The sequence below is a fragment of the Vibrio sp. OPT24 genome, assembly GCF_015163545.1.
Classification (GTDB): Bacteria; Pseudomonadota; Gammaproteobacteria; order Enterobacterales; family Vibrionaceae; genus Vibrio; species Vibrio cyclitrophicus.
Window position 1 is genome coordinate 36,344 of record NZ_JADDYI010000044.1, and the last position, 17,196, is coordinate 53,539.

A 17,196-nucleotide genomic window follows, 5' to 3' on the forward strand; every position below is an offset into this window, starting at 1 on the left:
CATTGAACCCATGAGCTATGGCTTGAACTTCATTAATTGATGAGTAACTTCTCGTTTTTAATCATAGAAAACAATTTAACAAACGAAGGGTGGTAGCCTTGCCGCCTTCTTGTTCAACCTAAGGTAACGTTATGATTCCACTCAATACTTCGATTGTATCTGGTGTCGCTATTTCAGAGATCGACGGACAAATGAAAATGCTACTTATGAAGCGTGTGAAGGGCGAGTTTTGGTGCCATGTCGCAGGCTCGATTGAAGCAGGTGAAACAGGCTGGCAGGCTATCGTGCGCGAGTTTGAAGAAGAGACCCAAATTAAAGTGGAAGCCTTGTATAACGCGCAGTTTCTGGAGCAGTTTTACGAGGCTCACGTTAATGTGATTCAGCTCATCCCTGTGTTTGCGGTGCTATGCCCACCCAACCAAGCGATTGAACTGAATGACGAGCATACGGAGTACCGTTGGTGCAATTTAGAAGAGGCAAAAGCGTTAGCGCCATTCCCCAACCAACATGCTGTCTACGATCATATCTGGTCGTATTTTGTCGATAAGCCAGTCAACCCGCTTTACCGAGTGAAATTGAACTAATACTGGTTGTTTAAGATCTAGGACCTACCAAGGTAAGGGGATAAAAAGGCGCTCACTTGTGTTTGGCATAACCCCACATCCACCTTCACGCCGTGCGATTCAAGGATCGCAACACCACGACCATTATTACGAGGGTCTGGGTCTAGCATCGCCACCACTACGTGTTTCACACCGGCTTTAACTAATGTATTGGCGCAAGCGGGAGTTCTGCCGACAAATGAACATGGCTCTAAAGTTACGTAAGCGGTAACGCCTTCCATTGCTCCGTCCGTTTCGCTGTCATAGCCATTCAGTGCTTCAACCTCGGCGTGGTTTCCACCGACTTTTTGCGTATATCCAACAGACACCACTTTATCGTTCCTAACCAAAACACAGCCTACAGGCGGGTTTGGTTGGCAATCAGGTAAGGCTTGGCGCGAAGCTTCGAGTGCTTGCTGCATGTATTGTTGGTTCATGGTCGTTACTCAGTATGACGAGAGAGCGTAGCAGCTAGTCGCCACGCGCGGTTGATGATTTGGTTAGTTACTAACTTACTCAGCTAGCAAGCTAACAAGTGGGGCATGTTCGATCTGATTCGGTTTTTAGTCAATGGTTTTAGCGTTTGAATTCGAAAGTTAGTTCACTGTGACTAGTCGTTAACTTCGACCAATGAGTTAACCAGTTTTTAGATTGTACTCTTTGATCAAAGATATCTCGGTTACGCTTTGGGTTAGGTGTGATTTGCAAATCAAACAAACTCTCTAAACCAAAAGACGAAATACACTCGATGTCTCCAGTTAGGCTCTGTTTCAAGGCGACTGCGGTCTCTTTCTCTGGCCAGTAACTCATCGCATCTAATGAGCTTTGGTAAGGTTCATCCCCATTTCTGGTGTGCATGCAGGCTTGATTGCGAACTTGCCAATTCAGTTCAGGTAACCGTTGCTTAAGCAGAGCCTCGTATCGAAGATCCGATTCGTATGAGGTATCAATGGTATCAAAGTAGATCACATCAATATCATTGAGTGGAGTCGGGGAGGCATGACCATGTAGGTGATCCCAAACGAGGTTTCTCACAAAGCCCGCAGCAACATAGCACTGCGGTAAACCCAGCTGAGCGACACAGTCTAAAATCTGCATTCGTAAGGGATCTTGTTTGATCAACGTGACGATACTGTTGGCTAGCGGGTCAATCATTATGATGTCGGAACATCGGTGATTTGGTAGTGACGTGTCACGTTCTTGGATATGTCACCCCATTGAGAAGCTTTTACTCGCTGTTGGTGCGCTTCAAATGCTTCTCGATTCGTAAACTCTTCATAAACTTCAAAGCGATTAGGTTGAAGGGTACTTTGACTAATTCGAAACACGATACAACCAGGTTCTGCCAACGTGAGCTCTTTGTGTACAACCAAGGCTTGGATGACTATTTCGAGATCGTTGTCTGGCACTAGAATATGCCCTTGTAGAATTGTTTTACTCATTATTACGTCCATTTAATTTTGTCAATTACGGCTTTTTTCTATCAAAAGCTCTATCCGTTGCAAACATAATCCCATTTTGAGTTTGTAACGTATAGGCTAATGTGAATAAAAACGTGTAACCCAAACTTACTGCAGGTTACGCTGTCACTTTGGGCGGTAACGGTAAGAAAATCTTGGGAACTAAATTCGTGTTAGTCCGGTCTACTTAATACGTATCATTGAACTGTATTGATACTGAAATGAATTTGTCATCTGCGAGAACTAACCTTAATTTCGAACAGCAGCTCATTAGATTAAATTGAGTCATAGTTGATATCTAGGTCATACTTTGATGTAAATGGTACTCAGAACTCTATATATTTTGTGATTTGTATCATTGAACTAGGCGTCAAACACCGTTAGATTCGAATAGTTGGTAATAAAAATAGCTCATGAAGAGCAGTTATAGAAAAGGAAATATCTCTTATGAAAAAAATGAGAAGAGCACAGCTTCATCGCGTTCGTATCCAATACTGGAAAGACACGTCAAAAGAAGCATCAAAGAAATAAGCTTTAAATCGTAAAGCTTTAAAAACTTAAAAACTGAAACAAATGTAAAACGCAACAAACTGATTTCACTAGCACTCTCAAGGACCTTCATCTGGTCGGCGACTAAAGAAATCATCCCCCAAAGAGCTGACAGGCATCAAAAATGCAATCCAATGTCAGCTCATTAATACCTATATTTGTTTATCTTCCTCCGTAAAACCTGTTACCCCAAACTAAAACTTGTTTATCTCTTGGTTCTGTCTACCGGGTCGCATCCCTGTATTTGTTAAAGCTCTGATAATAAAAGCTCCCGATTTCTCAGAAGCTTTGGTTTGGATATCTTATGTGACTGCCTGATAAAAGTTCGCGCTTGGGATATGACGCTAGCTAGCGTTGGAATAGCGTCTTCAAGCTAACATCGTCGGTTCTATTCAATTTAAGGCTCAGAAGATAGCCACCTACACCAATCAGTACGTAAATACTTAAAGATAAAACAGGTGCTTCTGCAAGCACGCTGAATGGGTTACTTGCTATGAGCACATTCATTGGCAGTGATGCGATGAGAGATAGGAAGTCGTTGATGCCGTAGAAGCCAAATACAGCGACAGAGAGGAACTTAATCGCATAGCTTGAGATAAAAATGACAAGCAATGGAGAGTTTACCAGTTGTGAAATTGCCAGAGTTACTGTTGCCAATGGCAATAAAACCAGTGCAACTAACATCATTCGTCCAAAGAACACAATCCAGTTGCTCATCACATAAAACAGAGATTGCTGCTCAACCAATAGCGCCAGTTGTTGCTCACTTGAGACGTTCAATATCCAGAATAGAAAATCTGCGAACAGCACTAACAATGCACAGATAGCCGGAATAACCACTAAACCGAAGCCTAGCTTCACGCCGTGAGTCATTGCATTGGATACCGGCATACTTCTCCAAAACATTGAACTGCCTTCTTGGCGTTCTTTACGCAGTGTTTTAGGGATATATAGCGTCGACAGGATCAGTGAAATAAGGCCCGCGCCAAAGTAGATCACTGAATTGAGATCTTGTGCGAACTCTCTGTGGATGTCGCTCACGTCACCATTCACTTGCATTTCAAAGAAAAACTCATGTTGCGCTGCGCCATTAAAGAACAGACCAACGAACAGTAAGAAACCACATAACGCGACAAACAGAGGCAATCGAGTGTTAACTTTGTGCTCGATGAGTTCTTTTTCTAGCATGTAAAAACTTGGATGCATTACGCCTTCTCCATCTGTGTTGCAAGGAATAGATCTGCGAGACCAACGTTATAGGTGTTACCCAGTGACTCAACCTGCGCTTTGTATTGACCTTCCAATAACCACTTAGTAGTGCCTAGCCCTGATTGTGAGGTCAGTGGGTTGAATCTCTGAATCTCGCTTGAATAGTTGTTTGCGACTTCAATAATGAAATAATCGTTTTCAATGTCTTCCATGCTTTTCTGCAAAACACAGTGACCTTGTTTCAGAATCAACACATCAGTTAATAGGTGTTCGATCTCTGAAACCTCGTGGCTTGCAATGATCATGGCGCGTTCACCATCATAAAACCACTCTAATAAATGACGATAAAAAGTATCGCGGTACAGCAAATCTAAGCCCAGCGTTGGCTCATCTAAGATCAGCACTTGAGTGTCGGTCGCGATGATGACCGCAAGGTGAAGTTGTACCTTCATTCCCTTAGAAAGCTGCTTAATAGTAGAAGATAGATTTATGTTGGTGCTACTTAATACCTGCTCTGCTTTTTGCCTGTTGAAGCTAGGATGCACACCTTGGGTATATCTAAGAAGTTGTTTCACTGTCATCCATTCTGGCAACACGTTCACATCTGAAATATACGATAAGTGCTGCATGAGCGCTGCGTGCTGGTGGATAGGGTGGTAGCCATTCACCTCTATTTCGCCTTGATAGTTGTGACCACCAAGCAGTGATTTGATCAGAGTCGATTTACCCGCGCCATTGTGGCCCAGCAGACCAAGAACTTGACCTGGCTTTAGCTCAAAGCTGATGTTCTCGACACCCACTTGATTTGAATAGGTTTTGGTTACGTTTTTCACGGAAAGTAAAGTACTCATGACTTGTCCTTTATACGTTGTGCTAGCTGTTTCACGAGTTCTTCGACACTCATATCAATGATGCCTAGCGTCTCAGCGATGGCTGGGATCTGTGTGTTGATGAATGACTGGTGTGCAGACTCTTTCAATTTTTGAAGTGCCCCTTCGGCCACATACATGCCTTTGCCGCGTTTTTTCTCTACCAAGTCTTCATCCACCAGTAACTGATAGCTTTTCATGACAGTAAGGTGGTTGATCTTGAGATCGGCAGCAACCGCACGCACAGAGGGTAATGCTTGTTGCTCTAACCAAACACCTTGAAGAATTTGGTCACTGATCTTTGCGGCAAGTTGCCTAAAGATCGGTTGGTCGTCTTTCCATTCGGTCATAATTAAAACTGCATGGTGATATACATATGTATAACACTAAACTATTTATTAGAATTGGCAAGCTCTTTATTGGTATGAGAGGGAAACGAATAGAAGTGCTAACGGTAAAATACAGAACGCGGGAAAGATGTTGAAGTCGCGGTCATTTCGCTTCGGTTTATCTTTGGATGTTAATTTGGTAGCTGTTGGTGGTTCGATGAAAGGTTATGTAATACTTTTCCTGTGAGCTCTGAAATAGTTATCGTTTTATGACTAATTTCAGTTGCCTTAATTGAGCTCACAGGTGGTTAAGATCGATAAAGCGATCAGTAGATTGTACTTTGAGGTCTGCTGTATAAGTAACCTTGATGCAAGTTGTAGCCAAGTTGACACAAGATGTATTGTTGTCTGCGAGTTTCGACACCTTCGTAAATCATGGTGATGTTTGATAGGCGCCCAATTTCTGAGATGTTGAGCAACACGCCTTGATGGTGATCCCCAGACTCAATGTCTTTGACAAAACAACGGTCCAGTTTCAAGTAGGTTGGGTCAATAGTGCTAATGATTTCGATGTTATTGTTTCCTGTACCAAAATCATCTAATGCGATCGTAATTCCCAACTTTTTGATCTCTTTGATGTTATCTATAACTTCACATCCGTAGCCGATATTGGAGTATTCGGTTATTTCGACAACAAATTCGTTCGCTTCCATCGCCATTAAGTGCTCTTTAATCTTCGTAAAGTTGGCACCGACTAAAGAGCTAGGGCAGACATTAACGCCATAAATTTCGTGGCTATTGTGTAACTTGGCATTTCTGACCGTTTCAATGATCAAAATAGTATGGAAAGTGAGTAAATTGGTACGTCTCATTGTGTCGATGAAGCTTAAGACCCCAACGTTACGGACTCGAGTCAACAGCTCATAATATAAAACGCTGTTGTCTTCAGTGTTAATGATGGGTTCCTCTTCACAGGAGATATGCCTCCAACGAAGCAGGTATACGACGAAGCCAATAATATAAGAGTGATATAGAAGTGCTGCTAGCAGCAGTGATAGTATGATCCACAATGCGACGATGTCATCGCTGTAGAACGTAATGGATGCACCTGTAGGCAAAGAGGCTTGATAAATCGACTGACTATTTCCACCTAGATTCAAAATATAGTAACCATCCTTTTCGATAGTTACTGAATCAATAAGCAGTGGGATTAACGAATTTCTGTAGCGTGCTTCGATAGCGCGCTTAGCAATACGAGCGGTGAGATCAATATTTTGCTCAGGGAGCACGAATCGTGAATAAGCGAAGTCCAAGCTATTGTAAAATTCGTCAATTTTATCGAGCTCCACTCTTTTTGAGCGTGTGGTGGAGATGTAGCATGAGCCGGAGGGGGTCGTCATCACAATCGAATCAAGATTGAGAGAATGTCTCATCGCGTGTACAGAACCATCGCTTCCGCAGCCATAATTCATGATCTCTTCTACTATAAGCTTAGTGTTTTCACTGTATTCGTCTGCAATCTTTGTCGTGTAAAGGATTTGGAAAAGGTAAACAACGAACAAGAAAAATGCAGAAACTGTGAATACAACGACCAGAGCTCTGATGAAATCTCGGTGGTAAGTGTTGAACATCAGCTTTAACATTTTGATGTGGTTTGGCTTAAATTTGTTGATATTGTACTTTGGGGTTATGCGGTCTGCTGAGCTTTTATCGAGATCAATAAAGTAACCCACTTTATAAAGATTAGAGATAAGTTCATTGTCGTTATTCACTTTTGCTTTCTTGCAGAGATTACGATACTTCTTTCTTATTGAAGCGATAATGTTTTTTAATGCGTATAGGCTGAACTCTTCATCAAAATGTGCTTTAAAAGATTCTTCAACATCTCTCGCGGATTGCGGGTTTGATATTGATGAGTTTTCAATTAAGTATTTAAATACGAAACTCTCTTTACTATTTAGACTTTCCTCTGATATCTTATTACTGTTTCTTTTTATATAGATCTTTTCTTCATTATAAATAAGTTGCAAGCTCTCATTATTGTTGTTTATATTGAAAGAACAGTGCATAGCTCAACTCCTAGGCGATCGTTGTTATATTTTCGTGATTGATGTGTAGTGACTGGGATTTTCATTCAACCCAAGAGTCCTTTCTAAATAACATAACTAAAATGTCACCATTCTCTCTCAAGATGTTGATATTAATCGCAGAATTCTGACTTTAATGAAAGGTTATGGAGATGTTCATCCAAAACCTGAATTTATAAATAAAAGCCGATGATTTACAAGGGATAAAGAGGATTTATCCATTTGTTTTAGCATTTATCCATTTCTCGCGTTACATTTTGCCGCTTTCATGTCGATATTTAGGGTTTGCTAATTTAGATGTTGTTTCTATTATCAAGGTTTATTGTTATGTGAGATTTATCAGAAATTTTCAGGATAAAATTAATTTATTAATATTTACATTACTAATTAGGATGTATAAAATTTAAGCTAATACTTTAAACATACTAGTTTTACGGTATTGATTTAAATATAAATATATTTTGTGTGGGTAATTTATAAAAATGGATTTGAAGGGGTTTCATTGGTTGGAGAGTATTGTGCTGATCTTAAGGGTAGATAATTTTAAATTTAACGTAGAATACGTATTGGCTGTATTTTGCTAGCACGTGCATTGCCTTGGATATTTAATAACTTCACCATCGAAGCGGCGGAAATCAACCCTAGAATTAATAAACAGGTGATAATTTACAATAAAGTGAAGCCACGTTGTTTTCTCATTTTCTTTAATTTCTTCTTAATATACAATTATAGGCAAAGGGTAATCTAAAAACTTATATCATTACAGTTAGTAGGTATAATGTTTGAGCTGTTTTCTTATCGTTTTTTTAACTATATTAAACAGTTGCTTATGAAACATTGTAATCTTGTATTTACTTATGCAAGCCTTTGTAAGCGTGACTTATGTGTGTAACAAGTGGTCACTAAGAAAGCGATTTTCTACTTCACTAGATGGTATAGGCTTGCTAAACAAGAATCCTTGCAAGTACTGATAACCACACTCTACTAAGAAAGCCTTCTGTGTTTCTGTCTCGACTCCTTCTGCAATCACTTTGAGCCCTAACTTTTCACATATAGCATAGGTCGCTTGAACAATAGCCTTACTCCCTTTGTGTGACCCGTGGACAAAGCTTTTGTCGAGTTTAACGGTACTAATGGGTAAGTCATGGAGCATTGAGAGCGATGAGTATCCGGTGCCAAAGTCGTCTAGATGAAGTTCTACTCCTAGCTTAGAAATGTCGCTTAATGCTTGTCTAACTTCACCATGTTTAAAAATCATTGACGATTCAGTGATCTCAAGTGCGATATTCTGAGGTTGTATGTTGTAGAAGTTGAGCATCGCAGATAGTTGTTGGGCGAAACTTGCGTGCATCTGGATACTAGAGATATTGATGCTCATCATTAACTGATTATCAAACTCTCTATGCCACATCGAAAGCTGTTTTAGCGCAGAATTAAGAACCCACCTCCCAAGCGGTACAATTTGCCCAGTTTCTTCCGCTAAGGTAATGAATTCATCAGGGCCAATGTCACCTAAGTCTTTGTCAGACCATCGGAGTAGAGCTTCAAACCCTTTCACTTTATTACTGTTAGTGTTCATGATGGCTTGGTAGTGCAAGTTGAGCTCATCATTTTCTAAGGCTTGGGCCAAGCGATGACGGATTTCAGCTTTGCGGTGAAGAGTTTGTGCTAAGTCGGGAGTGAATGTCTGAAAGCGATTTCGACCATTCGCTTTGGCTATGTGCATCGCCATTCCCGCTTGCTTCAACAGTGATTCTTGATCAACGGCGTTATCTGGAAAATGTGCGGTACCAATACTGCATCCTACTGACAGCGTTCCAATACCACTGATATGAAAGCTCCGGTTTAATGCATCAATAATGCGAGAACATAGTAGTGGGATATTATGATTACGGCAGTTATGAGCGATTACAATGAATTCATCGCCTCCAAATCGGCCGATCATGCAGGTTTCATCTACCAGTTGTTTAAGACGCTCACCAACTTGTTTGAGCAATTGGTCACCGGCACTGTGTCCATACGTATCATTGACTAATTTGAAGCCATCAAGATCGACGAACATTAGTTCAAATGGCGCACGGTAGGCGATGCTGGTTTCCAATAAATTAGTAATGCCCCGCCGATTATACAGTTCGGTTAGACAATCGTGTTCAGCGTTGTACTTAGCCTTTATCAGGCGCTCTTTTTGCTTTGTTGTGCATGTCAGGTTTAGCAGTAATTCACTTTTATCGAATAGCCATTTGCCTTGAACATCAAAGTGATGAGTCTTTTCATCAATTTTACAACTGACTTCTTCTAAAATCTCTCCCCCCTTACGAGCGTAAAACAACCATTGTGCAGCGATCTCTTCGCTTGAAACGAAATCAGAGAGGGTAGTAAATGGGCTACCATAGTTTTGGTAAATGCTGAGTTAGCGCTCACTACTTTTCCTGACTTATCAAATAGGAGGGATAGGTTCGCACCGTCAGAGCATGCTAGATCATGTTTGAGGCTGCCTTCTTCAGCTATGACTTGAACTAACATACCGGTACGGTCATCGGGCAGTGGAATCCCAGAAAACAAACATAATGCCCGTTTAGAAATGTATCTAGGTGTGAAATTCCACCATGTCTTGATGCTTTCATTGCGCAGAAATTGCCTTTGGTATTCTTCCAGTGTTGCCTCTATCGCTTTTGACATCTCTACACTAAAATCGCGAGATGTTAGCTCAAATAAAGACTCCGATTCCCACAAAGGGAGGGCACTGGTATTTGCCCAAGTTATTCTTTTATTATCAATGTCATAGATCCAGATTGGACATTTGAGATGTTCGAAAGGTTGATAACTGGTCATCATGTTGAGCTCTACATACTGATTTTTTGGTCGCACGATGCCTACCGAACTCATTCATTCAGTTGGTCGCGTATTCAATTGGATTCTGGCGTTTAATAGCCAATGCGAAACCGTGTGTTAATGAAAGAATCTATGAAAGGAAAAGCAATATTTTCAATGAGAACACGTGTTAAAGGTTTAGAGATCGGATGATCTTGGTGACTTTACCGTTTGGATTGGTTTCGATGGCATAGCCTTTCTTATCATCAAAAATTTCACCATCGATGAAGTGCCACCCGTTAGAGACCTCTAAGGTTTCTTTAGTGAAATTATCGTCGAACATAGAATGGTTTGGGTATACCGTTTCAATGGCTTCGAACAACAGTTGAGCTTCATCTCTATTGGTAGCCGTAAAGTCTTCTTTTAGGCACATTGTTAACTCCGGTAGAGGCTGAGTGGTAAAGGGTTCTGTCATTGACCCCAACACACCGTTATACGAGTAAAAGCGGTAGGATCCCGAATTACTTTCACTGCCGTCCGGTGATTTGATGTAAGGCGTTGCATTATAAAAGTCACAGGTGAAGACCATCTTTTGAATAATGCTGCTTTGTGAGATGACTTGAATGTCTATCCAAGACTTAACTTGATCTTGAATCTTACTGACCATTTCTTGCGAATGGGTATCAGCAGCGAGTGGTGTTGATACGAAAGTAGCAGTAGTCAGTAGTAATGACAGTGATTTAATCATTTGAAAAGTGGCCCTGTGAGGAAAGTCATTATTGCAAAATATTGTCTCTATTTGTTATTTGATTGGATGTTACTTGAAGAATATATGTCTTAACAGACGGCGCCTTCTTTCTAACAATCTAAAATACTGCAATGGAAATGACGCAACCGTTTTTATTGCGTTTTTGGTATTCTTGATAAGATTTATAATCTTTTAATTTCATATTTTATGGTGATATTAACTAGTATATAGGTGGTGTATGGATGGTTGATTTGAACGGTTGTTGTAAAGATCTGAAATGTAAGTGTGAGTAAGAAAATAAAGCAAATGTAAGGGCTGTAAAGTTACTTAAAAACTCGAGGAGGTATCCGCTCTAAACTACGGAATTTACGTAAATTAGAGTGAACTGATAGCTCATTGCTATGCTTTGTAAATGTATATTTACAAAAATGATTATTATGTTTTGCGTACGGTAAAATCGATACTCTAATAACAATATTGATGATATATGATCTGTATATATACTGCCTTTGCTTTTAATTAATACGGGTGATAGGAATGTTGAAAACCAAAGTGCTCATTGTCGAAGATGACCAAGAGATAGCTCGTTTAACTACACTTTATCTTGAAGCTGAAGGCTACAATGTTAGCGTTGTTCATGAGGGTAATTTTGCTCTTGATGCAATCCGAAATATCGAACCAGATTTGGTCTTATTAGATTTAATGCTTCCAGGTATGAATGGTGCACAGATTTGTCGCCAAGCTCGTGAGTTTTACAATGGGATGATCTTGGTCTTGACGGCTTCTGCTGATGAAATGAGCGAAGTAAGCTTATTCAAATTTGGTGCAGATGATTATGTTGCGAAACCGATTCGTGGTCATGCGTTATTGGCGCGAATTGAAGCGTTATTACGCAGAGCTTCTCCTGTTACTGCTTCTATAGAATCTGCCCCTGAAAAGCAGTGTGATATCGTGATCAACACGACCGCCCAAAGTGCTACTCTGTATGGACAAAACCTCAAACTTACTTCTGCTGAGTTTGAAATCTTAAACCTTCTGGTTAATAACATCAGTCAAGTCGTTACTCGAGATCAATGTTGTCAGTTGTTTAGAGGGATTGATTACGCCTTCAATGACCGTTCGATTGATATGCGAGTCTCTGGTTTACGACGAAAGTTACGTATTCATGCAAAAGATAAGCAGTTGATCCGTACGGTTCGTAATAAGGGATACATGTTAGTTGCGTAAATTCATAGCGGCGAAACTTCGCTCTGTTTCAATGTTTGCCCGCTTGTATCTTGGGATTGTTGTGGGCATGTCGGCAACGATCTTTTTGTTTGTGAACCTAGGCGAAGGCCACATGCGAAGAACTGAGATCGAAACCTTCCTGAATGATGGTATTTACTTCGTTGAGCAGTATACCCGTCAACATAATCAAGAAAACTCTCTGTATAAAGAACTCGACAGAACAGGCTACCAACAATTTTATATTTTCAATTTACGTCTGTTAGATAATTGGTCGGGAGAGGCTCCTTGCCAACGATGCGAGTTATTTACTACTTTAAACGGTGTGCCAATATACCTTAGTGATAACAATCTGTATTCGGCGGTATTCCAACTTCCAAATTCTAAATTTAGTTTCGCATTTAGTGAGGTAGGGGATTTCTTCTCTCCTGAAATTGAATGGTATGAAGATTCAGAAAGGAATTTTTTGCTTGGGCTTTTGTTGGCCGTGATTGTCTCAATTGGGGCGAGTGTCTACTTACCTGTGAGGCGTTTTCAAGAAAGAATAGAATTGTTGGTTGAGAAGCAGAAACAGTTTGGCAAGGGGAAGCTCAGTACTCGCTCTGACCTCGACGACATTCATCCTGTGTCTGATTTAGCCTGCAGCTTTAACTTTATGGCGGAAGAGATCGAGAGCAAGGTGAAACAAAGCCACATCTTTGCTCAAGCTATCCCACATGAAGTGCGAACTCCGCTGAGTCGTATTCAATTGGCAACTGATATTTTGAGAAGAGGCGCGCCTGATCATCATCAAGCGCTTTTCGATGATATTGATACTTACATTGAAGATATCAACGATCTCACTTCAGAAATCATCATGCTGTCAAAATTGAATGTCATGGACAACTCATTCTTTGAACTGGTTAAAGTGACCTCTGATCTTCATGAGTACTGTCTCGATCGGACTCGTTATTCGCAGTTAGATGACGTGACCTTTGATTCCAAAGTAGGTCAAGATTGCAAGATTAAGTGTGACTGCTCGATGGCACGTTTGGTTTTCGATAATATTCTAAAAAACGCTGGTAATTACACACACGATAAAGTGTGGATGACACTGGATGAGAATTCAGAAAATTGGTTGGTGGTTATTGAAGATAATGGTTCAGGAATCCCAGAGGACAGGCGTGATGATGTGTTTCTTCCGTTTGCGCGCCTAGATTCAAGCAGAGCTTCTACAACAGGTGGCTTGGGGTTAGGGCTTGCTATTGCCATGTCGGCGGCTAAAAAACTCACTTGGGATATCAAAGTCAACGATAGTAGATATGGTGGCGCTAAATTTAGTATTGTGATTCCTAAGTGCATATAACGGGTTGATTTAAGAGCTACTTTGGTTCATAAAATAACAAAGTCACGGTTCAATATTGTGGCTTTGTTATTTTTAATCGACATGTGTTTATCGCTTTGAACGATGTAGGCCATAAATAGCATGGTCTATGATTCGGCCATTCAAGTTCTCATTACGAGTGATGATACCTTCTAACGTGAATTGTAAGCGCTCACAAACTTTACGGCTGCTCATGTTCTCAGTCGCGGCTGATATTTCAATCTTTTCCATATCTAACTCTTCGAAAGCAATCTCAATCAGTTTTTGAACTACACGAGTGACAATACCTTTGCCTTGTTTAGTCTCTGATAACCAATAGCCAACCGTTACCTTCTTTGTACTGTGGTCAATTGTATTGAAGCTGCAGTTTCCGACGACGTTGCCTTTATAAATAATCGCACATGTCATGCTTTTACCTTCAGCATAATCGAGTAACGAACGTTGAATGAAGATTCTAAAGTCTTGCGCTGTTTTACAGTGTGGTGGCCACGCAAGCCATTGGCTTAGGTACTCGTTTTGGCTCTGTGAGATTTCCGCGTAATGAGAGGCGAAATTCTCTTCAACCAATGCGATGGATAGTTCGTTATCTATTATAGTCTTAAACATGTCTTTCCCTTTTTGGTTGTTTTGCTCAGTGAATATTTGCCAGCAGAATATAATGTCGGATGATTTTCAATATGCAACCAATTGTGGCACGAATTTTTCGTGATACGTTAGGTCAATCACGAAACTCATTAATCCTCACAATAATTGTGTATATAATCATTAACTATGCATTAGTATTAGCAACCTAAATATATAAAAACTATAAAAATTCTAGGCTTAATTAATGAATCTACATTGCCAAAATGTAACCGTAGACCTAAGGAAGGCTCTATTTGGTATAGCGAAGGCGCTTGATAACGTCGGTTTTGAAAGCAAAAACCATGGACAAAGAGTGGGCTATATCGCCTATCGGTGTGCTTTGAGTGTAGGGTGGGAAGAAGAGCAGGCGCAACTCGCGTTTTCTCTAGGCTTAATTCACGATTGCGGTGTGTCACAAATTGACGAACAACTCAGTTTGACCTCAGTGTTTATTCCAGACTCAAGCTACCACCATTGTCAAAAGGGCTATCAGATTCTAAAAGAGTGCCCCGTCCTTTCAATCTTCTCTAAACCTGTACTTTATCACCATACTCCTTGGATTGAGTTAAAGACAATGCCAATCAGCGAGCTGGAAAAAGAGTTGGCTGCAATTGTGATGCTAGCCGATAGAGTAGATTATCTTTACGGTGTCACTTCTTCAGATCGTTACGGAAACCTGACACCAGATGGCAAGGCGAGCATTATTGAACGTTTGACTGAACAAGCCGATGAGATGTTTGAAACTAACCTCGTTCAACACATGTGTGAGTTAGTTGATTTAGATGATTTCTGGTTTTCGATGGAGATCCCTTACATCGAAAATATGAGGGATAATTTTGAGCCAGTCCCCTTCTTTTCTCAACAAATGTCATTGGATGAGACGGTTGCCTTTGCTGAATTTATTGCTAATGTTGTGGATACCAAAAGTTCGTTTACTTTTAAGCACTCCTTGAAGGTTGGGCAACTTTCAGAATATTTAGCCAAACAGCTTGGTTACTCCTACACCACTCAACGCAAACTCTATTTAGCAGGGTTAGTTCACGACATTGGTAAATTGCAAACGCCAGGTGATATTCTCCATAAGCCTGACTTACTGACTGATGAAGAGTATTGCTGTATTAAGAGGCACGCCACGGACACTCGATTCGCGTTGCAGGAACTGTTTAGCTCACCTCAGGTTTGTCAGTGGGCATCGAATCATCATGAAAGGTTAGATGGATCAGGCTACCCTATGGGAAAAACCGCTGAAGAGTTGGACCAACCGAGTCGAATTGTTGCTGTGGTGGATGTTTTCCAAGCATTAACGCAATCTCGACCTTATCGTAAGGGAATGACACTACAAGAGGCTCTCGCTATCTTAAGAGCTTATGTTGATAGCTATAAGTTGGATCGAGAAGTGTTTGAGTGCCTTGAAAAACACGCACAATATTGCTTTGAATTATCGACTGATAAAAGAATGTATGCGTTTTGATGTTAGTGGATGCTGAAAGCAGTAAAGCATTTGTAAGTCATGTTCGAAGATAAATGACTAGACAATAAAAACAGAAAAGCGATGGCCGAGGCTATCGCTTTTTAATGGGGGCTGTTAGGAGATAAAGATTAAGATCTATAGAGCAAATTAGTATCGTTTTAAGATCTCGATGATCTCTTGCTCTGTTTCCGCTGCAATGATGGCATCAATGTCATCATCATTCTGGAACAACTCTGATAGCGCCATAATGGTATGGATATGGCTATCTGAATCCATTGCAGCCAGAGTAATTGAAAGGTAAACGTCACCGTTGTCTTCCGACTCTAAATCAACCCCTTTCTTGAACACGGTCACTTGCAGTGATGCCTCGTTCACACCATCTTCAGGGCGAGCATGAGGCATCGCAATCTTTGGTGCTAGCACATAGTACGCGCCAATGTCTTTATGCTTTTGTTTAATAGCATCAACATAGCCTGCCTCGATTTTGTTGTGTGCTAGCAGTCTTGAACAGGTCACATCAAGCGCAGCGTCAACGGTTAGGTTCTCGTCAGAGTTGATGATAACGCCTTGGTTACCAATTAAATCAAACAGGCTCATGAAACAATCCATCCTAGAATCAGACCAACAACGCCGAAGTCGAAGTCAGCAAATGTTGTTGCTTCAAGACCAAGGCCACCCAGTACTGGAAGTAGCAGCATCGGTAGGAAAGAGATACATAGACCTTGCGTGAATGAACCTAGAATTGCACCACGTAGACCGCCAGTAGCGTTACCGTAAACACCAGCTGCGCCACCAACGAAGAAGTGAGGAACCACGCCTGCTACAATGATGGTCCAGCCAAGCGCACCTTGAACAGCCATTGCTAGTAGGCCAGCTGCGAAAGAACAAAGGAAACCGATAAGTACCGCGTTTGGCGCTACAGGGAATACCATAGGGCAATCAAGAGCAGGTTTTGCACCCGGTACTAGTTTGTCCGAAATACCTTTAAATGCAGGAACGATTTCAGCAATTAGCATCTTCACACCTTGCAGTACGATGTAAACACCACCCGCAAAGATGAGAGATTGCATGAAGGTGAAGACAACCCAGTTCTGACCACTTGATACCGTTTCTACAAACTCACCGCCAGCAATAATAGACGCAAGCATGAAGAATATAGCCATGGTTGTTGCAACAGCAACAGGCGTATCACGTAGGAACATCAGGCTTTTAGGAACTTGAATATCTTCCGTTGTTTTCGATGTGTCACCAAACTTGCTACCAATGAAACCAGACACGATGTAAGAAAGGGTAGAGAAGTGACCGATAGCCAGTTGATCAGTACCCATCACTTTCTCTGTGTACTTTTGGCCTAGTGCTGGCATCACAACCATCAGTGTGCCCACAATGAGCGAGCCGATTGCGACTAGAGCAGTGCCTTCAATGTTTGCTGTAGACAAAATTACGGCTACTAGCATAGACATGAACATTGTGTGGTGACCCGTTAAGAAAATATATTTTAAAGGAGTAATACGAGCCAATAAAATATTCACAACGAATGCGAAGAACATAATTAGAGCCATTTCATAACCGAATGCTTCTTGTGCTAATGCAACAATTGCTTCGTTATTTGGAATAACACCACTTACGCCAAAAGCTTCAGTAAATACAACCGAAAAATTATTTAGTGCGCCAACAAGAGCGCCAGCACCAAAACCTAAAATTAGGAAACCCATCACGGTTTTAATTGTGCCTTTTAAAATGGTGGAAATATCTGCTTTTTGTGCAACAAGGCCAATGAAAGCAATTAAACCTACCATGATTGCTGGCTCTTTTAATAAGCCAAGCATGAACTCGAAAAAGTTTTGCAT

15 protein-coding genes and 1 pseudogene are annotated in these 17,196 nt (G+C 40.9%); 4 read left to right on the top strand and 12 right to left on the bottom strand.

The genetic code is table 11. The features are described 5' to 3' along the window. Positions 1 to 131: 131 nt before the first annotated feature. Positions 132 to 584, top strand: a complete 453-nt coding sequence (locus IQO02_RS08745) for an NUDIX hydrolase (protein ID WP_016769103.1) — start codon at positions 132 to 134, stop codon at positions 582 to 584. 17 nt (positions 585 to 601) lie between these two features. Here the strand turns inward: IQO02_RS08745 and IQO02_RS08750 are convergent, their stop codons facing one another. The 9 genes and pseudogenes from IQO02_RS08750 to IQO02_RS08790 form a co-directional block, all read right to left on the bottom strand. Then, positions 602 to 1,039, bottom strand: coding sequence for a bifunctional diaminohydroxyphosphoribosylaminopyrimidine deaminase/5-amino-6-(5-phosphoribosylamino)uracil reductase RibD (locus tag IQO02_RS08750; protein ID WP_010428504.1), 438 nt, complete (start codon positions 1,037 to 1,039; stop codon positions 602 to 604). A 139-nt stretch (positions 1,040 to 1,178) separates the two neighbouring features. After that, on the bottom strand, positions 1,179 to 1,757 hold the full coding sequence (locus IQO02_RS08755) for a nucleotidyltransferase family protein (protein WP_010428507.1): 579 nt from the start codon (positions 1,755 to 1,757) through the stop codon (positions 1,179 to 1,181). Next, the gene (locus IQO02_RS08760; RefSeq protein ID WP_010428510.1) at positions 1,757 to 2,044 is read right to left on the bottom strand and encodes a putative quinol monooxygenase; all 288 of its coding nucleotides are present in this window, start codon (positions 2,042 to 2,044) and stop codon (positions 1,757 to 1,759) included. The genes IQO02_RS08755 and IQO02_RS08760 overlap by 1 nt, the downstream gene beginning before the upstream one ends. A 915-nt stretch (positions 2,045 to 2,959) precedes the next feature. Next, entirely contained in the window at positions 2,960 to 3,817 is an 858-nt protein-coding gene (locus IQO02_RS08765; RefSeq protein ID WP_010428513.1) for a hypothetical protein, read from the bottom strand. Next, positions 3,817 to 4,671, bottom strand: coding sequence for an ABC transporter ATP-binding protein (locus tag IQO02_RS08770; RefSeq protein WP_010428515.1), 855 nt, complete (start codon positions 4,669 to 4,671; stop codon positions 3,817 to 3,819). The genes IQO02_RS08765 and IQO02_RS08770 overlap by 1 nt, the downstream gene beginning before the upstream one ends. Next, positions 4,668 to 5,039, bottom strand: a complete 372-nt coding sequence (locus tag IQO02_RS08775; RefSeq protein ID WP_016799635.1) for a GntR family transcriptional regulator — start codon at positions 5,037 to 5,039, stop codon at positions 4,668 to 4,670. Before IQO02_RS08775 ends, IQO02_RS08770 begins: the two co-directional genes overlap by 4 nt. Positions 5,040 to 5,344: 305 nt before the next feature. Continuing rightward, the gene (locus IQO02_RS08780) at positions 5,345 to 7,087 is read right to left on the bottom strand and encodes an EAL domain-containing protein (protein WP_010428524.1); all 1,743 of its coding nucleotides are present in this window, start codon (positions 7,085 to 7,087) and stop codon (positions 5,345 to 5,347) included. Positions 7,088 to 7,985: 898 nt separating this feature from the next. Beyond that, a pseudogene (locus tag IQO02_RS08785) lies at positions 7,986 to 9,991 on the bottom strand (putative bifunctional diguanylate cyclase/phosphodiesterase). A gap of 115 nt (positions 9,992 to 10,106) precedes the next feature. Continuing rightward, positions 10,107 to 10,664: a hypothetical protein gene (locus IQO02_RS08790; RefSeq protein WP_010428529.1), complete on the bottom strand. Its 558-nt coding sequence runs from the start codon at positions 10,662 to 10,664 to the stop codon at positions 10,107 to 10,109. A 537-nt stretch (positions 10,665 to 11,201) separates the two neighbouring features. On the opposite strand from IQO02_RS08790, the gene IQO02_RS08795 reads away from it, so the two are divergent. Beyond that, positions 11,202 to 11,891, top strand: a complete 690-nt coding sequence (locus IQO02_RS08795; protein ID WP_010428531.1) for a response regulator transcription factor — start codon at positions 11,202 to 11,204, stop codon at positions 11,889 to 11,891. Next, on the top strand, positions 11,884 to 13,233 hold the full coding sequence (locus tag IQO02_RS08800; RefSeq protein WP_010428532.1) for a sensor histidine kinase: 1,350 nt from the start codon (positions 11,884 to 11,886) through the stop codon (positions 13,231 to 13,233). The genes IQO02_RS08795 and IQO02_RS08800 overlap by 8 nt, the downstream gene beginning before the upstream one ends. 87 nt (positions 13,234 to 13,320) lie before the next feature. Here IQO02_RS08800 and IQO02_RS08805 read toward each other — a convergent pair whose 3' ends face one another. Then, complete coding sequence (locus IQO02_RS08805) at positions 13,321 to 13,857, bottom strand: GNAT family N-acetyltransferase (RefSeq protein ID WP_016799636.1); 537 nt, start codon at positions 13,855 to 13,857, stop codon at positions 13,321 to 13,323. A gap of 223 nt (positions 13,858 to 14,080) precedes the next feature. On the opposite strand from IQO02_RS08805, the gene IQO02_RS08810 reads away from it, so the two are divergent. Then, positions 14,081 to 15,346, top strand: coding sequence for an HD-GYP domain-containing protein (locus IQO02_RS08810; RefSeq protein WP_010428535.1), 1,266 nt, complete (start codon positions 14,081 to 14,083; stop codon positions 15,344 to 15,346). A 147-nt stretch (positions 15,347 to 15,493) separates the two neighbouring features. On the opposite strand, the gene IQO02_RS08815 is transcribed toward IQO02_RS08810, so the two are convergent. Further along, entirely contained in the window at positions 15,494 to 15,943 is a 450-nt protein-coding gene (locus IQO02_RS08815; RefSeq protein ID WP_010428538.1) for a PTS sugar transporter subunit IIA, read from the bottom strand. Beyond that, complete coding sequence (locus tag IQO02_RS08820) at positions 15,940 to 17,196, bottom strand: PTS ascorbate transporter subunit IIC (protein WP_010428541.1); 1,257 nt, start codon at positions 17,194 to 17,196, stop codon at positions 15,940 to 15,942. The genes IQO02_RS08815 and IQO02_RS08820 overlap by 4 nt, the downstream gene beginning before the upstream one ends.